Annotated in this window: 27 protein-coding genes; 21 read left to right on the top strand and 6 right to left on the bottom strand. The window is 50.9% G+C overall.

The features are described from left to right. The first annotated feature begins 6 nt into the window (after nt 1–6). The 15 genes from rplF to J4650_RS22250 all read left to right on the top strand — a co-directional run bounded on the left by rplF (nt 7) and on the right by J4650_RS22250 (nt 7,770). The gene (gene rplF / locus J4650_RS22320) at nt 7–540 is read left to right on the top strand and encodes a 50S ribosomal protein L6 (RefSeq protein WP_000091939.1); all 534 of its coding nucleotides are present in this window, start codon (nt 7–9) and stop codon (nt 538–540) included. A 9-nt stretch (nt 541–549) separates the two neighbouring features. Beyond that, entirely contained in the window at nt 550–903 is a 354-nt protein-coding gene (rplR, locus tag J4650_RS22315; RefSeq protein WP_000358956.1) for a 50S ribosomal protein L18, read from the top strand. Nucleotides 904–917: 14 nt separating this feature from the next. Continuing rightward, nucleotides 918–1,421 (top strand): 30S ribosomal protein S5, encoded by a 504-nt coding sequence (gene rpsE, locus J4650_RS22310; RefSeq protein ID WP_000940121.1) that lies wholly within the window; start codon nt 918–920, stop codon nt 1,419–1,421. 3 nt (nt 1,422–1,424) lie between these two features. Next, nucleotides 1,425–1,604, top strand: a complete 180-nt coding sequence (gene rpmD / locus J4650_RS22305) for a 50S ribosomal protein L30 (RefSeq protein ID WP_001140434.1) — start codon at nt 1,425–1,427, stop codon at nt 1,602–1,604. A gap of 3 nt (nt 1,605–1,607) precedes the next feature. Continuing rightward, nucleotides 1,608–2,042, top strand: a complete 435-nt coding sequence (rplO, locus tag J4650_RS22300; RefSeq protein WP_001238917.1) for a 50S ribosomal protein L15 — start codon at nt 1,608–1,610, stop codon at nt 2,040–2,042. Between the two features lie 7 nt (nt 2,043–2,049). Next, on the top strand, nt 2,050–3,381 hold the full coding sequence (gene secY, locus J4650_RS22295; RefSeq protein ID WP_001118864.1) for a preprotein translocase subunit SecY: 1,332 nt from the start codon (nt 2,050–2,052) through the stop codon (nt 3,379–3,381). 31 nt (nt 3,382–3,412) lie between these two features. Then, nucleotides 3,413–3,529: a 50S ribosomal protein L36 gene (rpmJ, locus tag J4650_RS22290; RefSeq protein WP_000868187.1), complete on the top strand. Its 117-nt coding sequence runs from the start codon at nt 3,413–3,415 to the stop codon at nt 3,527–3,529. Between the two features lie 146 nt (nt 3,530–3,675). After that, nucleotides 3,676–4,032 (top strand): 30S ribosomal protein S13, encoded by a 357-nt coding sequence (rpsM, locus tag J4650_RS22285; RefSeq protein ID WP_000090780.1) that lies wholly within the window; start codon nt 3,676–3,678, stop codon nt 4,030–4,032. Between the two features lie 16 nt (nt 4,033–4,048). Further along, complete coding sequence (rpsK, locus tag J4650_RS22280; RefSeq protein ID WP_001029758.1) at nt 4,049–4,438, top strand: 30S ribosomal protein S11; 390 nt, start codon at nt 4,049–4,051, stop codon at nt 4,436–4,438. 33 nt (nt 4,439–4,471) lie between these two features. Beyond that, on the top strand, nt 4,472–5,092 hold the full coding sequence (rpsD, locus tag J4650_RS22275; RefSeq protein WP_000135226.1) for a 30S ribosomal protein S4: 621 nt from the start codon (nt 4,472–4,474) through the stop codon (nt 5,090–5,092). Nucleotides 5,093–5,117: 25 nt separating this feature from the next. Further along, nucleotides 5,118–6,107, top strand: a complete 990-nt coding sequence (gene rpoA, locus J4650_RS22270) for a DNA-directed RNA polymerase subunit alpha (RefSeq protein WP_001162094.1) — start codon at nt 5,118–5,120, stop codon at nt 6,105–6,107. A 40-nt stretch (nt 6,108–6,147) separates the two neighbouring features. After that, entirely contained in the window at nt 6,148–6,531 is a 384-nt protein-coding gene (gene rplQ, locus J4650_RS22265) for a 50S ribosomal protein L17 (RefSeq protein WP_001216370.1), read from the top strand. Nucleotides 6,532–6,638: 107 nt separating this feature from the next. Next, a complete protein-coding gene (locus J4650_RS22260; protein WP_000266515.1) occupies nt 6,639–7,007 on the top strand; it encodes a DUF1992 domain-containing protein in 369 nt (122 codons plus the stop codon). A 10-nt stretch (nt 7,008–7,017) separates the two neighbouring features. Further along, nucleotides 7,018–7,443, top strand: a complete 426-nt coding sequence (gene zntR / locus J4650_RS22255) for a Zn(2+)-responsive transcriptional regulator (RefSeq protein ID WP_000285588.1) — start codon at nt 7,018–7,020, stop codon at nt 7,441–7,443. A gap of 57 nt (nt 7,444–7,500) precedes the next feature. Beyond that, nucleotides 7,501–7,770 (top strand): alternative ribosome-rescue factor A, encoded by a 270-nt coding sequence (locus tag J4650_RS22250; protein WP_001543084.1) that lies wholly within the window; start codon nt 7,501–7,503, stop codon nt 7,768–7,770. Here J4650_RS22250 and mscL read toward each other — a convergent pair. The 5 genes from mscL to def form a co-directional block, all read right to left on the bottom strand. Next, nucleotides 7,706–8,119 (bottom strand): large-conductance mechanosensitive channel protein MscL, encoded by a 414-nt coding sequence (mscL, locus tag J4650_RS22245; RefSeq protein WP_000008119.1) that lies wholly within the window; start codon nt 8,117–8,119, stop codon nt 7,706–7,708. The two genes, J4650_RS22250 and mscL, sit on opposite strands and share 65 nt — an antisense overlap. A gap of 141 nt (nt 8,120–8,260) precedes the next feature. Further along, a complete protein-coding gene (gene trkA / locus J4650_RS22240) occupies nt 8,261–9,637 on the bottom strand; it encodes a Trk system potassium transporter TrkA (protein ID WP_000691374.1) in 1,377 nt (458 codons plus the stop codon). A gap of 21 nt (nt 9,638–9,658) precedes the next feature. Beyond that, on the bottom strand, nt 9,659–10,948 hold the full coding sequence (rsmB, locus tag J4650_RS22235; protein WP_023994027.1) for a 16S rRNA (cytosine(967)-C(5))-methyltransferase RsmB: 1,290 nt from the start codon (nt 10,946–10,948) through the stop codon (nt 9,659–9,661). A gap of 51 nt (nt 10,949–10,999) precedes the next feature. After that, the gene (gene fmt, locus J4650_RS22230) at nt 11,000–11,947 is read right to left on the bottom strand and encodes a methionyl-tRNA formyltransferase (RefSeq protein ID WP_001285174.1); all 948 of its coding nucleotides are present in this window, start codon (nt 11,945–11,947) and stop codon (nt 11,000–11,002) included. A 15-nt stretch (nt 11,948–11,962) separates the two neighbouring features. Next, nucleotides 11,963–12,472, bottom strand: coding sequence for a peptide deformylase (gene def, locus J4650_RS22225; protein WP_000114987.1), 510 nt, complete (start codon nt 12,470–12,472; stop codon nt 11,963–11,965). A 131-nt stretch (nt 12,473–12,603) separates the two neighbouring features. Between def and dprA the strand changes: the two genes are divergently transcribed. The 6 genes from dprA to J4650_RS22195 are packed head-to-tail and all read left to right on the top strand — an operon-like array spanning nt 12,604 to nt 16,396. Next, nucleotides 12,604–13,728: a DNA-protecting protein DprA gene (gene dprA / locus J4650_RS22220; protein ID WP_023994026.1), complete on the top strand. Its 1,125-nt coding sequence runs from the start codon at nt 12,604–12,606 to the stop codon at nt 13,726–13,728. After that, nucleotides 13,700–14,173, top strand: coding sequence for a DUF494 family protein Smg (gene smg, locus J4650_RS22215; protein WP_000460663.1), 474 nt, complete (start codon nt 13,700–13,702; stop codon nt 14,171–14,173). The genes dprA and smg overlap by 29 nt, the downstream gene beginning before the upstream one ends. Nucleotides 14,174–14,199: 26 nt before the next feature. Next, nucleotides 14,200–14,742: a type I DNA topoisomerase gene (locus tag J4650_RS22210; protein ID WP_001129708.1), complete on the top strand. Its 543-nt coding sequence runs from the start codon at nt 14,200–14,202 to the stop codon at nt 14,740–14,742. Nucleotides 14,743–14,746: 4 nt separating this feature from the next. Further along, nucleotides 14,747–15,319, top strand: a complete 573-nt coding sequence (gene tsaC, locus J4650_RS22205; RefSeq protein ID WP_001063613.1) for an L-threonylcarbamoyladenylate synthase type 1 TsaC — start codon at nt 14,747–14,749, stop codon at nt 15,317–15,319. Nucleotides 15,320–15,323: 4 nt separating this feature from the next. Then, nucleotides 15,324–16,142 carry a shikimate dehydrogenase gene (gene aroE / locus J4650_RS22200; RefSeq protein WP_023994025.1) on the top strand — a complete coding sequence of 273 codons (819 nt, stop codon included), beginning with the start codon at nt 15,324–15,326 and terminating at the stop codon, nt 16,140–16,142. After that, entirely contained in the window at nt 16,139–16,396 is a 258-nt protein-coding gene (locus J4650_RS22195; RefSeq protein WP_001070575.1) for a DUF1488 domain-containing protein, read from the top strand. The genes aroE and J4650_RS22195 overlap by 4 nt, the downstream gene beginning before the upstream one ends. Here J4650_RS22195 and J4650_RS22190 read toward each other — a convergent pair. Beyond that, complete coding sequence (locus J4650_RS22190) at nt 16,372–16,926, bottom strand: gamma carbonic anhydrase family protein (RefSeq protein WP_023994024.1); 555 nt, start codon at nt 16,924–16,926, stop codon at nt 16,372–16,374. The two genes, J4650_RS22195 and J4650_RS22190, sit on opposite strands and share 25 nt — an antisense overlap. Between the last annotated feature and the right edge of the window lie 298 nt (nt 16,927–17,224).

The following is a 17,224-nucleotide window of genomic DNA, read 5'->3' as shown; positions in this document are numbered from 1 at the left end:
GAAAAAATGTCTCGTGTTGCTAAAGCACCGGTCGTTGTTCCTGCCGGCGTTGATGTCAAAATCAACGGTCAGGTTATTACGATCAAAGGTAAAAACGGCGAGCTGACTCGTACTCTCAACGATGCTGTTGAAGTTAAACATGCAGATAATGCACTGACCTTCGGTCCGCGTGATGGTTACGCAGACGGTTGGGCACAGGCTGGTACCGCGCGTGCCCTGCTGAACTCAATGGTTATCGGTGTTACCGAAGGCTTCACTAAGAAGCTGCAGCTGGTTGGTGTAGGTTATCGTGCAGCGGTTAAAGGGAATGTAGTAAACCTGTCTTTAGGTTTCTCTCACCCGGTTGACCATCAGCTGCCGGCAGGTATTACTGCTGAATGTCCGACTCAAACTGAAATCGTGCTGAAAGGCGCTGATAAGCAGGTGATCGGTCAGGTTGCAGCAGATCTGCGCGCCTACCGTCGTCCTGAGCCTTACAAAGGCAAGGGTGTTCGTTACGCCGACGAAGTCGTGCGTACCAAAGAGGCTAAGAAGAAGTAAGGTAACACTATGGATAAGAAATCTGCTCGTATCCGTCGTGCGACCCGCGCACGCCGCAAGCTCAAAGAGCTGGGCGCAACTCGCCTGGTGGTACATCGTACCCCGCGTCATATTTACGCACAGGTAATTGCACCGAACGGTTCTGAAGTTCTGGTAGCTGCTTCTACTGTAGAAAAAGCTATCGCTGAACAACTGAAGTACACCGGTAACAAAGACGCGGCTGCAGCTGTGGGTAAAGCTGTCGCTGAACGCGCTCTGGAAAAAGGCATCAAAGATGTGTCCTTTGACCGTTCCGGGTTCCAATATCATGGTCGTGTCCAGGCACTGGCAGATGCTGCCCGTGAAGCTGGCCTTCAGTTCTAAGGTAGAGGTGTAAGATGGCTCACATCGAAAAACAAGCTGGCGAACTGCAGGAAAAGCTGATCGCGGTAAACCGCGTATCTAAAACCGTTAAAGGTGGTCGTATTTTCTCCTTCACAGCTCTGACTGTAGTAGGCGATGGTAACGGTCGCGTAGGTTTTGGTTACGGTAAAGCGCGTGAAGTTCCAGCAGCGATCCAGAAAGCGATGGAAAAAGCCCGTCGCAATATGATTAACGTCGCGCTGAACAACGGCACCCTGCAGCACCCGGTTAAAGGTGTTCACACGGGGTCTCGTGTATTCATGCAGCCAGCTTCCGAAGGTACCGGTATCATCGCCGGTGGTGCAATGCGCGCCGTTCTGGAAGTTGCTGGGGTTCATAACGTTCTGGCTAAAGCATACGGTTCCACCAACCCGATCAACGTGGTTCGTGCAACTATTGATGGCCTGGAAAATATGAATTCTCCAGAAATGGTCGCTGCCAAGCGTGGTAAATCCGTTGAAGAAATTCTGGGGAAATAAACCATGGCAAAGACTATTAAAATTACTCAAACCCGCAGTGCAATCGGTCGTCTGCCGAAACACAAGGCAACGCTGCTTGGCCTGGGTCTGCGTCGTATTGGCCACACCGTAGAGCGCGAGGATACTCCTGCTGTTCGTGGTATGGTCAACGCGGTTTCCTTCATGGTTAAAGTTGAGGAGTAAGAGATGCGTTTAAATACTCTGTCTCCGGCCGAAGGCTCCAAAAAGGCGGGTAAACGCCTGGGTCGTGGTATCGGTTCTGGCCTCGGTAAAACCGGTGGTCGTGGTCACAAAGGTCAGAAGTCTCGTTCTGGCGGTGGCGTACGTCGCGGTTTCGAGGGTGGTCAGATGCCTCTGTACCGTCGTCTGCCGAAATTCGGCTTCACTTCTCGCAAAGCAGCGATTACAGCCGAAGTTCGTCTGTCTGACCTGGCGAAAGTAGAAGGCGGCGTTGTAGACCTGAACACGCTGAAAGCGGCAAACATTATCGGTATCCAGATCGAGTTCGCGAAAGTGATCCTGGCTGGCGAAGTCACTACTCCGGTAACTGTTCGTGGCCTGCGTGTTACTAAAGGCGCTCGTGCTGCTATCGAAGCTGCTGGCGGTAAAATCGAGGAATAAGTAGCAGATGGCTAAACAACCGGGATTAGATTTTCAAAGTGCCAAAGGTGGCTTAGGTGAGCTGAAACGCAGACTGCTGTTTGTTATCGGCGCGCTGATTGTGTTCCGTATTGGCTCTTTTATTCCGATCCCTGGTATTGATGCCGCTGTACTTGCCAAACTGCTTGAGCAACAGCGAGGCACCATCATTGAAATGTTTAACATGTTCTCTGGTGGTGCTCTCAGCCGTGCTTCTATCTTTGCCCTGGGGATCATGCCGTATATTTCGGCGTCGATCATTATCCAGCTGTTGACGGTGGTTCATCCAACGCTGGCAGAAATTAAGAAAGAAGGGGAGTCTGGTCGTCGTAAGATCAGCCAGTACACCCGTTACGGTACTCTGGTGCTGGCGATATTCCAGTCGATCGGTATTGCTACCGGTTTGCCGAATATGCCTGGTATGCAGGGCCTGGTGATGAATCCAGGCTTTGCATTCTATTTCACCGCTGTTGTAAGTCTGGTTACAGGGACGATGTTCCTGATGTGGCTCGGCGAACAGATTACTGAGCGCGGTATCGGTAACGGTATCTCAATCATCATCTTCGCTGGTATCGTTGCGGGACTCCCGCCAGCCATTGCCCATACTATCGAGCAAGCGCGTCAAGGCGACCTGCACTTCCTCGTGTTGCTGTTGGTTGCAGTATTAGTATTTGCAGTGACGTTCTTTGTAGTATTCGTTGAACGTGGTCAACGCCGTATTGTGGTAAACTACGCCAAACGTCAGCAAGGTCGTCGTGTCTATGCTGCACAGAGCACACATTTACCGCTGAAAGTGAATATGGCGGGGGTAATCCCGGCAATCTTCGCTTCCAGTATTATTCTGTTCCCGGCGACCATCGCGTCATGGTTCGGGGGCGGTACTGGTTGGAACTGGCTGACAACAATTTCGCTGTATTTGCAGCCTGGGCAACCGCTTTATGTGTTACTCTATGCGTCTGCAATCATCTTCTTCTGTTTCTTCTACACGGCGTTGGTTTTCAACCCGCGTGAAACAGCAGATAACCTGAAGAAGTCCGGTGCATTTGTACCAGGAATTCGTCCGGGAGAGCAAACGGCGAAGTATATCGATAAAGTAATGACCCGCCTGACCCTGGTTGGTGCGCTGTATATTACCTTTATCTGCCTGATCCCGGAGTTCATGCGTGATGCAATGAAAGTGCCGTTCTACTTCGGTGGGACCTCACTGCTTATCGTTGTTGTCGTGATTATGGACTTTATGGCTCAAGTGCAAACTCTGATGATGTCCAGTCAGTATGAGTCTGCATTGAAGAAGGCGAACCTGAAAGGCTACGGCCGTTAATTGGTCGCCTGAGAAGTTACGGAGAGTAAAAATGAAAGTTCGTGCTTCCGTCAAGAAATTATGCCGTAACTGCAAAATCGTTAAGCGTGATGGTGTCATCCGTGTGATTTGCAGTGCCGAGCCGAAGCATAAACAGCGCCAAGGCTGATTTTTTCGCATATTTTTCTTGCAAAGTTGGGTTGAGCTGGCTAGATTAGCCAGCCAATCTTTTGTATGTCTGTACGTTTCCATTTGAGTATCCTGAAAACGGGCTTTTCAGCATGGTACGTACATATTAAATAGTAGGAGTGCATAGTGGCCCGTATAGCAGGCATTAACATTCCTGATCAGAAACACGCCGTGATCGCGTTAACTTCGATCTACGGTGTCGGCAAGACCCGTTCTAAAGCCATCCTGGCTGCAGCGGGTATCGCTGAAAATGTTAAGATCAGTGAGCTGTCTGAAGAACAAATCGACACGCTGCGTGACGAAGTTGCCAAATTTGTCGTTGAAGGTGATCTGCGCCGTGAAATCAGCATGAGCATCAAGCGCCTGATGGATCTTGGTTGCTATCGCGGTTTGCGTCATCGTCGTGGTCTCCCGGTTCGCGGTCAGCGTACCAAGACCAACGCTCGTACCCGTAAGGGTCCGCGCAAACCGATCAAGAAATAATCGGGGTGATTGAATAATGGCAAAGGCACCAGTTCGCGCACGTAAACGTGTAAGAAAACAAGTCTCTGACGGCGTGGCTCATATCCATGCTTCTTTCAACAACACCATCGTGACTATTACCGATCGTCAGGGTAATGCGCTGGGTTGGGCAACAGCCGGTGGTTCCGGTTTCCGTGGTTCTCGCAAATCCACTCCGTTTGCAGCTCAGGTTGCAGCAGAGCGTTGCGCTGACGCCGTGAAAGAATACGGTATCAAGAATCTGGAAGTTATGGTTAAAGGTCCGGGTCCAGGCCGCGAATCTACTATTCGTGCTCTGAACGCCGCTGGTTTCCGCATCACTAATATTACTGATGTGACTCCGATCCCTCATAACGGTTGTCGTCCGCCGAAAAAACGTCGCGTATAACGCTTCGTTTTCCAGGTTAGTTGGAGAAAGAAAATGGCAAGATATTTGGGTCCTAAGCTCAAGCTGAGCCGTCGTGAGGGCACCGACTTATTCCTTAAGTCTGGCGTTCGCGCGATCGATACCAAGTGTAAAATTGAACAAGCTCCTGGCCAGCACGGTGCGCGTAAGCCGCGTCTGTCTGACTATGGTGTGCAGTTGCGTGAAAAGCAAAAAGTTCGCCGCATTTACGGTGTGCTGGAGCGTCAGTTCCGTAACTACTACAAAGAAGCAGCACGTCTGAAAGGCAACACCGGTGAAAACCTGTTGGCTCTGCTGGAAGGTCGTCTGGACAACGTTGTATACCGTATGGGCTTCGGCGCCACTCGTGCAGAAGCACGTCAGTTGGTTAGCCATAAAGCAATTATGGTAAACGGTCGTGTTGTTAACATCGCTTCTTATCAGGTTAGTCCGAATGACGTTGTTAGCATTCGTGAGAAAGCGAAGAAGCAGTCTCGCGTGAAAGCCGCTCTGGAGCTGGCTGAGCAGCGTGAAAAGCCAACCTGGCTGGAAGTTGATGCTGGCAAGATGGAAGGTACGTACAAGCGTAAGCCTGAGCGTTCTGATCTGTCTGCGGACATTAACGAACACCTGATCGTCGAGCTTTACTCCAAGTAAAGCTTAGTACCAAAGAGAGGACACAATGCAGGGTTCTGTGACAGAGTTTCTAAAACCGCGCCTGGTAGATATCGAGCAAGTGAGTTCGACGCACGCCAAGGTGACCCTTGAGCCTTTAGAGCGTGGCTTCGGCCATACTCTGGGTAACGCACTGCGCCGTATTCTGCTCTCATCGATGCCGGGTTGCGCGGTGACCGAGGTTGAGATTGATGGTGTACTACATGAGTACAGCACCAAAGAAGGCGTTCAGGAAGACATCCTGGAAATCCTGCTCAACCTGAAAGGGCTGGCGGTGAGAGTTCAGGGTAAAGATGAAGTTATTCTTACCTTGAATAAATCTGGCATTGGCCCTGTGACTGCAGCCGATATCACCCATGATGGGGATGTCGAAATCGTCAAGCCGCAGCACGTGATCTGCCACCTGACCGATGAAAACGCGTCTATTAGTATGCGTATCAAAGTTCAGCGCGGTCGTGGTTATGTGCCGGCTTCTACCCGAATTCATTCGGAAGAAGATGAGCGCCCAATCGGCCGTCTGCTGGTCGACGCCTGCTACAGCCCTGTAGAGCGTATTGCCTACAATGTTGAAGCAGCGCGTGTAGAACAGCGTACCGACCTGGACAAGCTGGTCATCGAAATGGAAACCAACGGCACAATCGATCCTGAAGAGGCGATTCGTCGTGCGGCAACCATCCTGGCTGAACAACTGGAAGCTTTCGTTGATTTACGTGATGTACGTCAACCGGAAGTGAAAGAAGAGAAACCAGAATTCGATCCGATCCTGCTGCGCCCTGTTGACGATCTGGAATTGACTGTCCGCTCTGCTAACTGCCTCAAGGCAGAAGCTATCCACTATATCGGTGATCTGGTACAGCGTACCGAGGTTGAGCTTCTTAAGACGCCTAACCTGGGTAAAAAATCTCTTACCGAGATTAAAGACGTGCTGGCTTCCCGTGGACTGTCTCTGGGTATGCGCCTGGAAAACTGGCCACCGGCAAGCATCGCTGACGAGTAACCGGATCACAGGTTAAGGTTTTACTGAGAAGGATAAGGTCATGCGCCATCGTAAGAGTGGTCGTCAACTGAACCGCAACAGCAGCCATCGCCAGGCTATGTTCCGCAACATGGCAGGTTCACTGGTTCGTCATGAAATCATCAAGACGACCCTGCCTAAAGCGAAAGAGCTGCGTCGCGTAGTTGAGCCGCTGATTACTCTTGCCAAGACTGATAGCGTTGCTAATCGTCGTCTGGCATTCGCCCGTACTCGTGATAACGAGATCGTGGCAAAACTGTTTAACGAGCTGGGCCCGCGTTTCGCGAGCCGCGCCGGTGGTTACACTCGCATTCTGAAGTGTGGCTTCCGTGCAGGCGACAACGCGCCGATGGCATACATCGAGCTGGTTGATCGTTCAGAGAAAACAGAAGCTGCTGCAGAGTAATCTGTAGTAACGTAAAAAAACCCGCTTCGGCGGGTTTTTTTATACCCTCCTGAACCCCACATATCTACAATAATTGTATTCTTTTCGTTCAATCCCTGGAGCGACGTATGTGGTTACTTGACCAGTGGGCAGAGCGTCATATTATCGAGGCACAGCGTAAAGGCGAGTTTGATAATTTGCCTGGCCGCGGCGAGCCGCTTATTCTGGATGATGATTCTCATGTGCCGGCGGAACTTCGTGCGGGTTATCGCTTACTCAAGAATGCGGGCTGTCTTCCCCCTGAACTGGAGCAGCGCAGAGATGCTATTCAGTTACTTGATATCCTCAACAGTATCCGGGAAGATGACCCTCGATACCATCAGGTTAGTCGCCAGCTCTCACTGCTTGAACTAAAACTTCGGCAGGCTGGGTTGAGTACCGACTTTTTACACGGTGAGTATGCGGAAAAACTGCTGCATAAAATCAACGATAATTAACGGAGCTTGTATGTATCGCATTGGTGAGCTGGCAAAGCTGGCAGACGTAACGCCTGATACCATTCGCTACTATGAAAAACAGCAGATGATGGATCATGAGGTACGTACTGAAGGCGGGTTTCGTCTATATACTGAAAACGATCTGCAGCGTCTCAAGTTTATTCGTTATGCTCGGCAGTTGGGTTTCACGCTTGAGTCGATCCGCGAACTTTTATCGATCCGAATTGATCCTGAGCACCATACCTGTCAGGAGTCAAAAAGTATTGTGCAAGAGCGATTGCAGGAGGTTGAAGCCAGGATTGCGGAACTGCAAACGATGCAGCGTTCGTTACAAAGGCTTAATGATGCTTGTTGCGGAACGGCCCACAGTAGCGTCTATTGTTCCATTCTGGAAGCCCTGGAACAGGGGGCCAGTGGAGCGAAATCAGGATGTTGATTTATTGAACCGGCGGGGCTACACTCGCGCCGTTAATTTATACAATCGGGAGACATTATGAGTCGTTATCAACATAAGAAAGGGCAGATAAAGGACAATGCCATCGAGGCATTGTTACACGATCCCCTTTTCAGGCAACGCGTTGAAAAAAATAAGAAAGGCAAAGGAAGTTATCTGCGTAAAGGTAAACACGGTAATCGAGGGAACTGGGAGGCCAGTGGCAAGAAAGTAAGTGACTTTTTTACCACTGGCCTTCTGCTTATTAAGAACGGTTATTTTGTTCTTTCAGCAGATCGCGGATTTCGCCCAATAACACTTCCTCTTTAGAAGGCGCTGGCGGAGCTGCCGGCTCTTCTGCTTTTTTACGGTTGAGTCTGTTGATAAGCTTAATGGCAACAAAGATAGCAAAGGCCACAATCACAAAATCAAATACGTTCTGGATAAACACGCCGTAATGCATGACGACCGCCGGAATATCTCCCTGCGCTTCGCGTAACGTAAAAGCAAATTGTTTAAAGTCGATCCCGCCGATTAACAATCCCAACGGCGGCATAATGATATCGGCAACCAGTGAAGAAACAATCTTACCGAATGCCGCGCCAATAATGACACCCACTGCCAAATCCACAACATTCCCGCGCATCGCGAATTCGCGAAATTCTTTAATAAAACTCATTTTTATTCTCCCTATGCAGCTGACGTTATAAGTTTAACAAATGCTAAGGCATTTTCCATTTACGGCTTCTGTTTAGCGAAATAAATTAAACCTTGATAAATAAAGGGAATTAAAAAGGGCGCTGAATGAGCGCCCCTTAAATTAGAGGAAGAAAGGACTTGGCTGGAACAGACGTTCGACGTCGGTAATAAACTTTTTATCGGTCAAAAACATAATGACGTGATCGCCTTGTTCAATGCGCAAATTGTCATTAGCGATCATGACATCATTACCACGAACGACCGCGCCAATAATGGTGCCTGGTGGCAGTTTTATTTCGTCAATGACGCGGCCAACCACGCGGGAAGTGCTTTCATCGCCGTGCGCGACGGCTTCGATGGCTTCGGCAACCCCGCGACGTAGTGAGGAAACGCCGACGATATCCGCTTTACGCACATGGCTCAGTAATGCAGAGATGGTGGCCTGCTGCGGAGAAATCGCAATATCTATAACGCTACCCTGCACAAGATCGACATAAGCTCGACGCTGAATCAACACCATCACTTTTTTGGCGCCCATCCGCTTAGCCAACATCGCGGACATGATATTGGCTTCATCATCGTTAGTGACCGCGATAAAGAGATCAACCTGATCAATATGCTCCTCCGCCAGCAATTCCTGATCGGAGGCGTCGCCAAAAAAGACGATCGTGTTTTGCAGTTTCTCAGCCAATTCTGCGGCGCGTTGTTGATCGCGTTCGATCAATTTAACGCTATAGTCTTTTTCCAGACGCCTTGCCAGCCCGGCGCCGATATTGCCGCCGCCCACCAGCATGATGCGCTTGTAGGGTTTTTCCAGACGCTGTAATTCGCTCATTACTGCACGGATATGCTGTGAAGCCGCAATAAAGAAGACTTCATCCCCTGCTTCCACGATAGTCGAGCCCTGAGGACGGATTGGTCTGTCATGGCGGAAAATTGCGGCAACGCGAGTATCGATATGCGGCATATGCTCTCGCATTGTCGAGAGCGCGTTACCTATTAGTGGACCGCCATAGTAGGCTTTTACTACTGCCAGACTGACTTTCCCTTCAGCAAAGTTTACAACCTGTAATGCTCCCGGATACTCGATCAGACGATAAATATTATCGATAACCAACTGCTCCGGCGCGATCAGATGATCAATCGGAACCGCTTCAGAATGAAAGAGTTTATCCGCATCGCGAACATAGTCCGGGGAGCGAATACGGGCGATACGGTTTGGAGTGTTGAAGAGTGAATAGGCTACCTGACAGGCAACCATATTAGTTTCATCTGAACTGGTGACAGCGACCAGCATATCCGCATCGTCAGCGCCCGCTTCGCGCAACACGCGGGGATGCGAACCATGCCCCTGAACTACGCGTAGATCGAACTTATCTTGCAAACTGCGTAATCGTTCGCCGTTGGTATCAACCACCGTGATGTCGTTGTTTTCGCCGACCAGGTTTTCCGCCAGTGTTCCGCCAACTTGCCCTGCGCCCAGTATGATAATTTTCATCAGTCGTGGCCCGTTATCTCATCACTTCTTGATTAGCTTAGCGTAAAAGAACCCATCACCTTCTTCGCCGCCCGGCAGATTCTGCTGTCCTGGCTGATCAGGTGTTCCCGTTTCGCTGAGCGCGGCATCGGGAGTGCGTTGCAAAAAGGCTTTGATCTGATCGCGGTTTTCTTCCGGCAGTACGGAACAGGTGGCGTAAACCAGCGTCCCGCCGGGCTTCAGGCGCGGCCAGACGGCATCAAGAATTTCCGCCTGTAATTGCGCCAGTTCCGCGATATCGCGATCGCGACGCAGCCATTTGATATCTGGATGACGGCGAATGACGCCGGTTGCGGAGCAGGGCGCATCCAGCAGAATACGGTCAAACTGCTGCTCGCCGCACCATTGGGCGGGATAACGTCCATCCCCTTGTTTAACTGTCGCTTTCATCCCAAGACGCTTTAGGTTGTCGTAAACGCGGGAGAGGCGTTGTTCATCAATATCAACCGCCAACACGTCTGCTTCGGGGGCCACTTCGAGAATATGCGTGGTTTTACCGCCGGGCGCGGCGCACAAGTCTAAAATGTGCTCACCGTTCTGAGGAGCGAGAAAAACCGCACATCCCTGCGCAGAGGCATCCTGGACAGTTACCCAACCCTCAGCAAAACCGGGTAAAGCATGTACCGGAGCTGGCGTTTCCAGACGTACAGCGTCGGGATAATCGGGATGGGGATATCCCTTCATGCCTGCGTCTTCAAGTAAGCCAAGCCAACCGTCGCGGGTGTGGTGTGTACGATTTACACGTAGCCACATCGGCGGACGCTGGTTATTCGCATCAATAATGTGTTGCCACTGTGTGGGGTAAGCATTTTGCAAACGCTTTACCAGCCAACCTGGATGTAAAAAGCGCGCATCGCTGGTCGCAAACTCATTAAGCAACGTTTCCTGCTGGCGCTGGAACTGGCGCAGGACGCCGTTAATTAACCCTTTCAACTGCGGACGTTTGATGGCGACCGCGCCTTCAACGGTTTCAGCCAGCGCCGCATGGGGAGGAACGCGGGTGTACAGCAACTGATAAAAGCCGACCATAATTAAGTAATGCACTGTACGCTGCTTGCCGGTCATTGGACGAGACATCAGCTTATTGATCAGCCATTCCAGCTGTGAAAGGGTGCGCAGGACGCCAAAGCACAGCTCCTGAAGTAGCGCTTTGTCTTTATCGGCGACTTTTTGTTGCAGCGGCGGGAGCACATTACTTAATGATTGTCCCTGCTCGACGACCTGTTCAACGGCCTGTGCCGCCAGACTACGTAAATTGTTTTGTTTTTTCATATGTATAAAATAAAAATGCCCGGTAACACCGGGCGTATAAAGACGTGACCGTCAGGCAAGACGGTTACCAGGAATAAACCATTCCCTGCGTGAATTTAACAGATCCTGGGCGCTCATCGCTTTTTTGCCAGCAGGCTGAAGCGAAAGCAAATTTAATATCCCCTTGCCTGTTGCAACCTGAATGCCCTGTTTCGTCGCGGCCAGAATGGTTCCCGGCAGCGACTGCGTGGCGTCCTCTATGACGGATGCCTGCCAGACTTTTACCGGCTGGCCGTCGATTTCCAGCCAGCTCATTGGCCACGGATTAAAGGCGCGAATGCAACGCTCCAGCTGTGCTGCGGAGAGAGACCAGTCGATACGCGCTTCTTCTTTACTGAGCTTTTCCGCATGAGTGACCAGCGCTTCATTCTGCGCTTCAGGCGTCGCTGTGCCGTCCGCCAGTTGTTTTAGTGTGGTAATTAACCCCTGCGGGCCAAGTTCAGCCAACTTATTATACAGTGAGCCACTGGTATCTTCTGCGGTAATCGGGCACGCAAGTTTATACAGCATGTCGCCGGTATCCAGCCCTACATCCATCTGCATAATTGTGACGCCGGTTTCCGCATCGCCTGCCCAAAGTGAGCGCTGAATAGGCGCCGCGCCGCGCCAGCGTGGAAGCAGCGAACCGTGAACGTTGATACATCCGAGACGGGGCATATCCAGCACTGCCTTTGGGAGAATCAGACCATATGCTACGACAACCATGACGTCGGCATGTAAGTCAGCAACCAGTTGCTGGTTTTCCTGAGGACGAAGCGACACGGGCTGGAAAACGGGCAGGCCTTTTTCTTCCGCCAGCACTTTTACCGGGCTGGGCATCAACTTTTTGCCGCGACCTGCTGGACGATCGGGTTGGGTAAATACGCCGACAACGTTATGTCCAGAAGTTAACAGCGCGTCGAGATGACGCGCTGCAAAGTCAGGTGTACCCGCAAAAATAATACGTAGTGAATCTGACACGTTGGTTCTTGTCCTTTAAGCCCGGGCGTTCAGGCGGTCGAGTTTTTCTACTTTCTGACGAATACGTTGTTGCTTCAGCGGCGACAAATAATCGATAAACAGTTTACCGACCAGATGATCCATCTCATGCTGAATGCAAATTGCCAGCAAACCATCCGCTTCAAGCTCAAACGGGTTGCCGTCGCGATCCAGCGCGCGGATTTTCACTTTCTCGGCGCGCGGCACTAAAGCGCGCTGTTCCGGAATCGACAGACAGCCTTCTTCTATACCCGTTTCGCCACTTTTCTCCAGCAATTCCGGGTTAATGAGTACCAGGCGCTCGTCGCGGTTTTCCGAAACGTCAATCACGATGATCCGCTGGTGGATATCGACCTGCGTTGCGGCCAGACCGATACCTTCTTCCGCGTACATCGTTTCGAACATATCATCGACGATACGCTGAATTTCTGCATTCACTTCTTCAACCGGCTTTGCGACTTTGCGAAGGCGCTCGTCCGGAATATGTAACACTTGCAAAACTGACATAATTATCCAGAGTTGTGTTCAGGAGTTGAAAAGATTATTACCTCTATTCTAGACAAATCCCCACCTGATTGACAGCATCAGTGACCAATCGCAAAGATTGTTCAGACTGCTTGTGGCAGGGGAGGGAAAGGATGGCCCGTACCGAAATTTGGTTACGTTTAATGTACGTCGGCGACCTTTATGGCGAGGCGATGTTGAACATCGCGAACTCGCTTATTCGCCAGCCTCAGATAAATCGCACGCACCTTCAGGAGGCTGGTCTTACCGCGCGGCAAGCTGAACGTTTTTTACAGCTTCCAGCAGGTGTGCTTGATGAGACATTACGCTGGCTTGAACTACCGCAGCACCATTTTCTGTGTGCGGATAGCGAGATTTATCCTCCCCAACTGCGTGCTATTGACGATTATCCCGGCGCTATTTTTATTGACGGCGATCCTGCCTGTCTGCATACCTGCCAACTTGCCGTCGTAGGAAGCCGGAGCCACTCCTGGTATGGAGAACGCTGGGGACGTCTGCTTTGCGAAAGCCTTGCGAAAAGCGGTTTGACGATCACCAGCGGCCTTGCCCGGGGAATTGATGGCGTAGCACACAACGCCGCGGTGAGTATGGGGGGGAAAAGTGTAGCGGTGTTAGGGAATGGTTTGGCAAAGATTTATCCTCGCCGACATGCCGTGCTGGCTGAAAACTTGATTGCCACTGGCGGCGCAGTGGTCTCAGAATTTCCGCTTTCAACGCCTCCGCTACCGCAAAATTTTCCTCGCAGAAACCGTATCATCAGCGGACTGAGCAAAGGCGTGCTGGTAATCGAGGCGGCGTTGCGCAGCGGTTCGTTGGTGACGGCGCGCTGCGCGCTTGAACAGGGACGGGACGTTTTTGCATTACCAGGTCCTATCGGTAGTCCGGGAAGCGAAGGCACGCACTGGTTAATTAAACAAGGGGCTACGCTTGTGACGACGCCGGAGGATATTCTGGAAAATTTGCAATACGGCTTACACTGGTTGCCAACTACGGCGGAAAATTCACTTTATTCACTAAATCAGGATGAGGCGGCATTGCCATTTCCTGAGCTCCTGGCTAACGTAGGAGATGAGGTAACACCTGTTGACGTCGTCGCTGAACGTGCCGGCCAACCTGTGCCAGCGGTAGTGGCTCAGCTACTCGAACTGGAGTTAGCAGGATGGATCGCAGCTGTACCCGGCGGCTATGTCCGATTAAGGAGGGCAAGCCATGTTCGACGTACTAATGTATTTGTTTGAAACATACATCCATAACGAAGCCGAGCTGCGCGTGGATCAGGACAGACTGGAGCGTGATCTCACCGACGCCGGGTTTGATCGCGAAGACATCTACAATGCGCTGCTGTGGCTGGAAAAACTCGCTGACTATCAGGATGGCCTCGCGGAACCCATGCAACTTGCTTCCGACCCTCTTTCAATGCGCATTTATACGGTTGAAGAGTGTGAAAGGCTTGATGCCAGTTGCCGGGGGTTCCTGTTATTCCTTGAGCAGATTCAGGTGCTAAACCTCGAAACACGAGAAATGGTGATTGAGCGTGTGCTGGCGCTGGATACCGCAGAGTTTGACCTGGAAGACTTGAAATGGGTTATTTTGATGGTGTTATTCAACATTCCGGGCTGTGAAAACGCCTATCAGCAAATGGAAGAATTACTCTTTGAGGTAAATGAAGGTATGCTGCATTGATAGGTGTTAATGCTGCATGAGTGAATATGGCTAAATCAGCACTGTTTTCGGTGCGTAAAAATGAGCCCTGCCCGCAGTGCGGGGCCGAACTGGTAATTCGTTCCGGGAAACATGGTCCGTTTCTCGGCTGTTCTCGCTATCCGGAATGCGATTACGTTCGTCCGCTGAAAAGTCAGGCGGACGGGCATATCGTTAAAATTCTGGAGGGGCAACTGTGTCCTGAGTGTGGCGCCGTACTGGTGCTGCGTCAGGGGCGCTTTGGCATGTTCATCGGATGCAGTCAGTATCCGCAATGTGAACATACAGTGGTTATTGATAAACCGGATGAAACGGCGATAGCCTGTCCAGCCTGCCAGCAAGGACATTTGGTCCAGCGCCGTTCTCGTTACGGTAAAATCTTTCATTCCTGCGATCGCTACCCGGAATGTCAGTTCGTCATTAACTTCACACCGGTTGCGGGGGAATGCCCCGAGTGCCATTATCCGCTACTCATCGAAAAGAAAACCGCGCAGGGCGTGAAGCGCTTTTGCGCCAGTAAACAATGTGGAAAGCCGGTTCCGGTGGAATAAACAAGTGAATAATAACCTGCCAACAGGATCTATCGCCGCAGCGGTAGATCTCCTGAATAAAGAAAATGTCATCGCTTATCCAACAGAAGCCGTTTTCGGCGTCGGCTGCGATCCCGATAGTGAAACAGCCGTTACGCGCCTGTTGGCGTTAAAACAACGGCCCGTCGATAAGGGACTCATTTTGATTGCCGCCAGCTTTGAGCAGTTAAAACCTTATATTGATGACAGCATACTTACCGCCGCACAGCGTAAAGCAGTATTTGATTGCTGGCCCGGGCCGGTAACGTTTGTTTTTCCTGCGCCCGCGACAACGCCGCGGTGGCTCACGGGACGTTTTGATTCCCTGGCCGTTCGTGTTACCAATCACCCGCTGGTGGTCGCGCTATGCAATGCGTATGGCAAACCGCTGGTTTCCACCAGCGCTAATCTGAGCGGATTACCGCCATGTCGTACCGTTGAAGAGGTGCGTGCGCAATTTGGCGATGATTTTCCGGTGGTTGAAGGCGCAACGGGTGGGCGTCTAAATCCTTCAGAAATTCGCGATGCTCTGACGGGCGAACTGTTTCGACAGGGGTAATATGATGGAAACCTATGCTGTTTTTGGAAATCCGATTGCGCACAGCAAATCGCCATTTATTCATCAGCAATTTGCTCAGCAGCTAGATATTGTTCACCCCTATGGTCGCGTGCTGGCCCCTATTAATAATTTCATTAATACGCTTGATGCCTTTTTCGCGGCAGGGGGAAAAGGCGCAAACATCACAGTACCTTTTAAAGAGGAGGCGTTTGCGCGATCGGATGAGTTAACGGAACGAGCATCGCTGGCGGGAGCAGTCAATACATTAAAGCGGCTGGAAGATGGTCGTTTGCTTGGCGACAATACTGACGGTATCGGTTTATTAAGCGATCTCAAACGTTTAAATTTTATCCGCCCAGGATGGCGTATTTTGCTGATTGGCGCGGGCGGCGCATCCCGGGGCGTGCTGTTACCTCTGCTTTCTTTGGATTGCGCGGTCACTATCACCAACCGTACAGCTTCACGTGCCGAAGCGTTGGCGAAAATCTTTGCTCATACCGGCAGCATTCATGCCATGGATATGGACAAGCTGGATGGTTGTGAGTTTGACCTGATTATTAATGCGACCTCCAGCGGCATACGGGGCGAAATCCCGGCGATTCCGGCGTCACTTATTCATCCTTCCCTCTGTTGCTATGACATGTTCTATCAAAAAGGGAATACGCCATTTCTCTCCTGGTGTGTACAACAGGGCGCGAAACGTTACGCAGATGGGCTGGGAATGCTGGTGGGGCAGGCTGCACATGCCGTTTTGCTTTGGCACGGTGTATTACCGCAGGTCGAGCCAGTAATTAAGCTGCTACAGCAGGAATTATTAGCGTGAACCAGGCCATACAATTTCCTGACCGCGAAGAATGGGATACTGCCGCCAGCGCTGTCATCTTTCCCGCCCTGGTTAATGGGATGCAACTCACGTGTGCAATAAAAAAAGATGTACTGGCGTATCGCTTTGGTGGAGAAACAGCGGAGCAATGGCTGGCCATTTTTCGTGAGTATCGCTGGGACCTGGAAGAAGAGGCTGAAGCATTAATCCTGGCCCAGCAGGAAGACGATCACGGTTGGATATGGTTATCCTGAGAAAGATAGTCGTCTTTCCATTTTACATAGTTATTGGCGGAGTACTGCAGGCCCGCTCTCTCAGCATCGCTCAGGGGGCGGATCTGTTTTACCGGACTGCCAAGATATAAATAGCCGCTTTCCAGCCGTTTGTGCTGCGGCACCAGGCTTCCCGCACCAATCATTACGTCATCTTCTATTATCGCGCCATCCAGCACAATGGAGCCCATACCGACCAGTACGCGGTTACCGATGGTACAGCCGTGCAGCATAACTTTATGGCCAACGGTAACATCTTCGCCAATGATTAATGGGTTGCCGTGTGGATTGGATGGAGACTTGTGGGTTACGTGAAGAACGCTGCCATCCTGAATGTTCGTACGAGCCCCTATCGCAACGTAATTCACATCGCCGCGAATCACCACAAGCGGCCAGATCCCGATATCATCCGCCAGACGGACATCACCAATAACCACGCTGCTGGTATCGATCATCACGCGCTGACCGATTTCAGGAAAAAGATCCTTATAAGGACGTAATGTGTCAGACATGTCTACCTCATCATAAATGAATAGTCATGAAGACTTTGGTTGCTTTAACGGCGTTGTGCAAGGGGAGATAGCATCAAAAAATCGCCACTTTGCGCAGGAATGGAGCGAAAGGGATGAAAAATCAACAAACAGAAAAAAAGATCCAAAAAACGCTTGTGCAAAAAAATGGGATCCCTATAATGCGCCTCCATCGACACGGCGGATGTGAATCACTTCACACAAACAGCCGGTCGGTTGAAGAGAAAAATCCTGAAATTCAGGGTTGACTCTGAAAGAGGAAAGCGTAATATACGCCACC

The organism is Salmonella sp. 32120201201600049SM (assembly GCF_017572835.1).
GTDB lineage: Bacteria > Pseudomonadota > Gammaproteobacteria > Enterobacterales > Enterobacteriaceae > Salmonella > Salmonella enterica.
Note: the sequence above shows the minus strand (reverse complement) of the source record. Positions and strands in the feature narration are given on the sequence as shown.

Bases quoted from the DNA above. Each gene is read 5' to 3' on its own strand.
- rplF (WP_000091939.1), top strand. From the start codon at position 7: ATGTCTCGTGTTGCTAAAGCACCGGTCGTTGTTCCTGCCGGCGTTGAT.
- rplR (WP_000358956.1), top strand. From the start codon at position 550: ATGGATAAGAAATCTGCTCGTATCCGTCGTGCGACCCGCGCACGCCGC.
- rpsE (WP_000940121.1), top strand. From the start codon at position 918: ATGGCTCACATCGAAAAACAAGCTGGCGAACTGCAGGAAAAGCTGATC.
- rpmD (WP_001140434.1), top strand. From the start codon at position 1,425: ATGGCAAAGACTATTAAAATTACTCAAACCCGCAGTGCAATCGGTCGT.
- rplO (WP_001238917.1), top strand. From the start codon at position 1,608: ATGCGTTTAAATACTCTGTCTCCGGCCGAAGGCTCCAAAAAGGCGGGT.
- secY (WP_001118864.1), top strand. From the start codon at position 2,050: ATGGCTAAACAACCGGGATTAGATTTTCAAAGTGCCAAAGGTGGCTTA.
- rpmJ (WP_000868187.1), top strand. From the start codon at position 3,413: ATGAAAGTTCGTGCTTCCGTCAAGAAATTATGCCGTAACTGCAAAATC.
- rpsK (WP_001029758.1), top strand. From the start codon at position 4,049: ATGGCAAAGGCACCAGTTCGCGCACGTAAACGTGTAAGAAAACAAGTC.
- rpsD (WP_000135226.1), top strand. From the start codon at position 4,472: ATGGCAAGATATTTGGGTCCTAAGCTCAAGCTGAGCCGTCGTGAGGGC.
- rpoA (WP_001162094.1), top strand. From the start codon at position 5,118: ATGCAGGGTTCTGTGACAGAGTTTCTAAAACCGCGCCTGGTAGATATC.
- rplQ (WP_001216370.1), top strand. From the start codon at position 6,148: ATGCGCCATCGTAAGAGTGGTCGTCAACTGAACCGCAACAGCAGCCAT.
- J4650_RS22260 (WP_000266515.1), top strand. From the start codon at position 6,639: ATGTGGTTACTTGACCAGTGGGCAGAGCGTCATATTATCGAGGCACAG.
- zntR (WP_000285588.1), top strand. From the start codon at position 7,018: ATGTATCGCATTGGTGAGCTGGCAAAGCTGGCAGACGTAACGCCTGAT.
- J4650_RS22250 (WP_001543084.1), top strand. From the start codon at position 7,501: ATGAGTCGTTATCAACATAAGAAAGGGCAGATAAAGGACAATGCCATC.
- mscL (WP_000008119.1), bottom strand. From the start codon at position 8,119: ATGAGTTTTATTAAAGAATTTCGCGAATTCGCGATGCGCGGGAATGTT.
- trkA (WP_000691374.1), bottom strand. From the start codon at position 9,637: ATGAAAATTATCATACTGGGCGCAGGGCAAGTTGGCGGAACACTGGCG.
- rsmB (WP_023994027.1), bottom strand. From the start codon at position 10,948: ATGAAAAAACAAAACAATTTACGTAGTCTGGCGGCACAGGCCGTTGAA.
- def (WP_000114987.1), bottom strand. From the start codon at position 12,472: ATGTCAGTTTTGCAAGTGTTACATATTCCGGACGAGCGCCTTCGCAAA.
- dprA (WP_023994026.1), top strand. From the start codon at position 12,604: ATGGCCCGTACCGAAATTTGGTTACGTTTAATGTACGTCGGCGACCTT.
- smg (WP_000460663.1), top strand. From the start codon at position 13,700: ATGTTCGACGTACTAATGTATTTGTTTGAAACATACATCCATAACGAA.
- J4650_RS22210 (WP_001129708.1), top strand. From the start codon at position 14,200: ATGGCTAAATCAGCACTGTTTTCGGTGCGTAAAAATGAGCCCTGCCCG.
- aroE (WP_023994025.1), top strand. From the start codon at position 15,324: ATGGAAACCTATGCTGTTTTTGGAAATCCGATTGCGCACAGCAAATCG.
- J4650_RS22190 (WP_023994024.1), bottom strand. From the start codon at position 16,926: ATGTCTGACACATTACGTCCTTATAAGGATCTTTTTCCTGAAATCGGT.